At 45.3% G+C, this 6,005-nt stretch carries 4 protein-coding genes; all 4 read left to right on the top strand.

The genetic code is table 11. From position 1 onward, the window contains the following. Positions 1-177 precede the first annotated feature (177 nt). Positions 178-2,286, top strand: coding sequence for a SusC/RagA family TonB-linked outer membrane protein (locus A3GG_RS12535; protein ID WP_018359389.1), 2,109 nt, complete (start codon positions 178-180; stop codon positions 2,284-2,286). A gap of 21 nt (positions 2,287-2,307) precedes the next feature. Beyond that, positions 2,308-3,864, top strand: a complete 1,557-nt coding sequence (locus A3GG_RS0111285; protein WP_026215802.1) for a SusD/RagB family nutrient-binding outer membrane lipoprotein — start codon at positions 2,308-2,310, stop codon at positions 3,862-3,864. 157 nt (positions 3,865-4,021) lie between these two features. Then, positions 4,022-5,032, top strand: coding sequence for a threonine aldolase family protein (locus A3GG_RS0111290; protein WP_018359391.1), 1,011 nt, complete (start codon positions 4,022-4,024; stop codon positions 5,030-5,032). Between the two features lie 775 nt (positions 5,033-5,807). Next, a partial coding sequence (locus A3GG_RS0111300) for a DUF3575 domain-containing protein (protein ID WP_428829151.1) occupies positions 5,808-6,005 on the top strand: 198 nt, incomplete at its 3' end.

Consider the following 6,005-nt stretch of genomic DNA (forward strand, 5'->3'; position numbering starts at 1 on the left):
AAAATGAAGAAGCCTCTATAAGAGGAGCACTTGTTATGAGATAAGTACTAGAAATCCTCTGTAAAAGCTCATATTTAGAGCTTTTACAGAGGAGAATAATCAAAAAACAAGGCGATTTTTCAAGCTAGACAAGACGAAAATCTGAAAAAAGTCAGTCAAAAACGTCTAAACTCGAATGTGCAACAGTCTCTTACTAATGTAGACCGTAAGGGTGTTCAATACAATTCAGACGCCAAGCGCCACTTCCTGAGTGTCTACTCAGGTTTCGAGGTCACCCCTAAGTTGAGTGTAAAGCTAGACTACAAGATGACCTATCGTCTCAATCACAATGCGGCTGTTGAGGGTTACGGAGAGTTTGGAGAGTTCCTACAATCCTACCTCCAATGGGGAAATACCAACGTCAACATTGATGCACTCAAGGATTATAAGCGCCCCGACGGCTCTTTTCGTACTTGGAATATCAATGGCGTCAATGATCTTTCTCCTGCATTCCACACCAATCCATTTGCACTACAAAACGAAGTCAATAATACTTCAGAGTACATTTGGAATGTATTCAGTGGCAATATAGAGTATTCTATCATCGAGGGGCTCAAGATAGGAGCCAATGTCAATGGCAATATCCGCTCCGAGGTCAATGAGAATAAGATTCCAAAGGGACTCCTCACTACAGAGCGGTTTAGAACTGCACAATCCTCTCTCAAGGATATGCAATATCAGGGCTATGCTTCCTATAGCGATAGGTTTATCAACGACCGTCTATCTCTCGATGCTATGCTATTCGGAGAGTATCGTACCTACGACTACAAGTGGGTAAGAGGCTTTACGCGCGATGGTATGTTCCTCAACCGCTTCTGGAATCTCTCAAGCTCTAACGGTCTTCCTGGAGGAGAGAATGAGCTAGTTCAGCAAAAGAATCAAAGTGTATTCGGTACTGCTACTCTAGGTTTTGACGATACCTACTACCTCGACCTCAACCTACGTAATGACTGGACTTCTACGCTACACCCTGACTACAATAGTTTCCTCTACGGTGGTGCTAGTGCATCTGTGCTTTTGCACAACCTCATCAAGGCGCCATGGCTCAACTTCTGGAAGATTCGTGGCTCAGCAGCGCAGGTAGGATCAACCATGAAAGAGTACCAGATCAACCAAATTCTCTTCACAGAGAAAAAGTACAATGGTCGTACCACCATGCGTACCTCTCGTAACCTCCTTGACCCAGCAATTAAACCTACGATCTCTACCTCTTACGAAGTAGGTACGGAGTTCCGTATGTTCCAGAATCGTTTCTGGGGAGATATCAACTTCTACAACAGAGACTCTCGTAATCAGATTATCGATAAAAACGTAACGCCAGCTAGTGGTTATACCACTCGTAAAATCAATGCCGGTCTTATCCGCAATAGAGGTATCGAGGTCTCTCTCGGTGGTCGCCCTATCGAGACTAAGAATGTACGCTGGGATGTCAATTTCAATATCTCGCGCAACGTTAATACCCTCGTAGAGCTCGAGAAAAACGACAAGAATGACGATAGCTATCAGATCTATTGGACTAAGTTCTATTCTCCTATCTCTATCAATGCTATTGAAGGTCGTCCTATCGGAGTGATCAAGGGCAATGATTGGCAACGCGACGACAAGGGTAACCTTATCCTCGGCTACCTCAAGAACGGTCAGCCTCGTCCTTATGCCGACAAGTCTAAGGATATTGAGCTTGGTATTGCTCAGCCAGACTTTACCGGAGGTTTCAATACCACTCTCGATCTCTACGGCTTCTTATTCGGTATGTCTCTCGACTACTCTATTGGCAGTAGCCTAGTATCTTGGACCAACTACTGGGGTAAGGGCTCTGGTATCCTTCAGGAGACTGTCGGTCTCAATGATAGAGGCAAACCGCTCCGTGATCCTGTAGAGCAGGGTGGAGGTCTCCATCTAGTAGGTGTTGATAAGGATGGCAAGCCAGTAGATGGTTACATCGATGCTCAGACCTACTATCAGGATCTATCTGCACAAATCTGGAAGGAGTCTGTATACAACGCAAGCTACGTGAAGCTCCGTGAAATCTCTGTGGGTTACAACTTCAAGAAAGAGCTCCTCGATAAGATTGGTATCGGACTCTCCGCAGCACGTATCTCCTTCGTAGCTCAGAACCCATGGCTCATCTACTCCGGTACTCCTAACATCGACCCATCTGAGACTAGTGGCTCCACTCGTGGTTACATAGAGGGCGGTCAGTCTATCTCTACTAGGTCTTATGGTTTCACCATTGGTCTTACCTTCTAACCATTAGCATGATTATACGATATGAAAACAATTAAATATGCCCTATTAGCAGTCGCTTTGCTGTTGCTTCTCAATGGATGTGGTAAGTTTGGCGACATAAATGTAGACCCTAATAATCCTAGCACCAAAGATACCCGTTATCTATTCTCACGTGCTATGCAGGGGGTTACCTTTGCGGTCTACACCTCTTCTCCAGCGCCATCTGTAGATATGTATGATCCATTCTCTCAGCTCTATCCACATTACTTTGCTGAGGCTAAGAATGTACAGTACACTCAGTTTGGTATCAAGGACTTCAATATGACTGCCTATTACACTACATTCCTTAAGAACCTCCATCTCATCAAGCAGATGAATACAACAGAGGGTGTTAAGGACTCTGAGGCAGTAAGCAGCATGGGCGCCAATAATGTGCAGTTGGGTATAGCCATGACCCTAGAGGCATTCTATTACATGCACATGACCGATATCGTGGGAATGATCTACTACGATGAGGCACTCTTAGGTGACGATGGCAACTTCACCCCTAAGTTTGAAACCCAGGAGCATATCTATGCGGAATTAGATAAGAAGCTCGTGGAGGCTTACGCGCTTCTAGGAAAGGGTGGTGCTATTAATAACTACTACGACATCCTTTATGGTGGCAATCTAGCTAAGTGGCAGAAGCTCAATGCTTCTCTCCGTATGCTTATGGCTATTAAGCTATCCGACGTAGCCCCTGAGGTAGGTAAGGCTCGCTTCGCCAAGGCTTATGCTGATGGTGGTATCGCTACCAATGCCGATAACTTCAGCTATCAGTACACGCTTGAGGACGACAACATGAATCCTATCTACAGTAACTATTATGTAGATAAACGTAAGGACTTCTATCCATCGGCTACGCTAGTCGATAAGTTTATCGCACTCAAGGATCCACGTGTTTATACTTACGCTAAGCCTACTGCCGCTGGCGAACTCTTTGCAGTGCCATTTGGTACGCCACGTGCTAAGATTGGCGACTACACTGGAAAGGTATCTGAGCTACACCCATTTATCACTCAGAAGGATGCCAAGATAACCATCATTTCTGCTACTCGGATGCTACTTGTGGAGGCAGAGGCGGCAGTGAGGGGATGGATTACGGCAGACGCTAAAGTCCTTTATGCTGAAGCCATTAAGCTATCATTTGAGAACAAGCAGGTGAAAACAGCCATCGAGCAACTGACTGCCGACGGTCTATTCGACGCCCTCCAAGGGAAGTACGCACTTACTACTACGGTAGCTGATTATCTAGCTCAGGATGCAGTGAAGCTACAAGGCTCTACTCAGGAGATGATCAATCAGATAGCCCTACAGAGATGGCTTGCTGGATTCAACGAGAATGGTATCGAGGCATGGAGCGACTGGCGACGTCTCAATTACCCTAAGCTAGAGGTCGGTGAAGCTGGTGCTATCAACGTATCGCACATCCCTTATAGGAGATTTTACTATCTCAATGACTACGAAACCAACCGCGAAAATTACGATAAGGTGATCAAGACTCAGGGTCCTGACAACTTTGATACACGTGTTTGGTGGGATGTTGCAGACAATAAGTGAGCAATAGAACATAGTAAATAATGTATGACTTCTAAGAGGGGTTGGCACCGAGAGGAGCCAGCCTCTCTTAGTTTGCCTTGAATATTACCAATAATTAGTACATTTGCCGCAATCTTATTGATAACCATGTAACTACAATTATAAAAATACATACGCCATGAGAAGCTTCGCATCCGACAATAATTCTACCGTACATCCACGTGTGATGGAGTCCATAACCGCAGCCAATGCAGACCATGCTTTTGGTTATGGCGATGACCCATGGACAGACCGAGCTACCATGATGGTAGAGGCATTGTTCTCTCGCCCCTCCGTGGCACTATTCACATTCAATGGCACAGGTAGTAATACCATGGCACTACAGTTGCTCACTCGCTCCTACCACATCATATTCACAGCCGAGACAGGGCATATAGCTGTAGATGAGTGTGGTGCGCCAACGAAAGCTACTGGATGTATTACTCGACAGATTCCTACCCCCGACGGCAAACTTACGCCAGCGCTCCTACAGCCCTATATGATCAACTTTGGCATAGAGCACCACTCTCAGCCGGGAGCGATCTATCTCAGTCAGTGTACCGAGCTGGGCACCATCTACACCCCCGAGGAGCTTACCGAACTTTGCGACTTCGCGCATCAATATGGGATGAAAGTGCATCTTGATGGTGCGCGAATAGCCAATGCCGCTGTCGCCCTCAATAAGTCTATCGATGAAGTCTCCGCGGCCTGCGGTATCGATTCCATGGTACTCGGAGGGACCAAGAACGGACTCATGGGCGCAGAGTGCGTGGTTGTTTTCGACCCTTCCCTCGCTATAGAAGCAAGGTATGCCCGCAAGCAAGCTTGCCAATTGGCTAGCAAAATGCGGTATATATCGGCTCAATTCGTCGCCTACCTTGCAGATGATCTTTGGAAAGAGTGCGCTACACGAGCCAATGTGATGGCACGCAAACTCGCCGATGCCCTTAGTCAAAAATCCTACGTACACTTCACCCAAAAGGTGGAGAGCAACCAGCTCTTCCTCACCCTCCCTCGAGAGGTCAGCAAAGAGCTAGAGAAGCACTTCCACTTCTACTATTGGGACGAGGCAATAGGCGAAATCCGTCTTGTTGCTTCCCACGACACTTCAGATGCCGATATTCACAGCTTAATCAATATCTTACCATGAAAGTCTTCATGAATACTATTGATATTCACGTAGAAAAATAAGTAAAACGGAAGGGGAGATTGACCAAGTCACCCTTGGAAGGACGAGGCATCAATCTTCGCTAGGAATCCCATTACCGTGCAACAGTCTCATTTAGTATATCGTTGTCTTCCAGTGGTGGAAGCGTATGAACGATTACAAACTACACGCTGACGATTGCTGAAAAATGAGGAATGTGATTTATTAACAATGTGATTTNTTAACATTATGCCCAAATGTTGACCCAGAGCGGTTTTTGCTAATTTTGTATTGTGTGGTTTTCGGATTAATTTTGGAGTTTACAAATATGTGTGTATCTTTGTTGCAGGATTTATGGGGAATAAGGAGAGAATGATAAATTTCTACTCTCCCTCCTTTGAATATGAAGAGTTAGAGCGTTTTTTAACGCTTTATATTTGGATATTTGCGGAAAAATGATTAGAGAGAGAGAGAGAGAGAGAGAGAGAGAGAGAGAGAGAGAGAGAGAGAGAGAGAGAATCTCTCGTACACACATCTTTATCTAGACTTACCGGTTTCGGTTTTTCCTGTAGCACATTCTTATTGCTACAGCTCTAATTCATATACCTTTGGCATCAGATGCTGCTTCTTTTCGGAGGCGGTNTCTGATTTTTTTGTTTGGTGAGTAATATGTAGTGCTTGTACTGAGGGTTACTTCAGGCTCTCAGCACTAGAGAATGTATATAAGATTGAATAATTAGTTATGAAGTTCGGAAAATCCATTTGTCGTTTCTCGCTCATGCTTCTCATTGCTGTATTGTTTTCCATTGGCAATGCGGATGCNCAGAAGGTTGCAGTCAAGACTAACTTGTTGTATGCAGCTACGACCTCTCCCAATGCTGCCATTGAGATGAGGATGAGCGATAAGACCACCCTTGAGCTGGGTGGTGGTATGAGCTTGTGGAAGTTTGGAGAGAAGTCTACATTAAAACATTGG

It is taken from the genome of Porphyromonas levii DSM 23370, assembly GCF_000379925.1.
GTDB lineage: Bacteria > Bacteroidota > Bacteroidia > Bacteroidales > Porphyromonadaceae > Porphyromonas_A > Porphyromonas_A levii.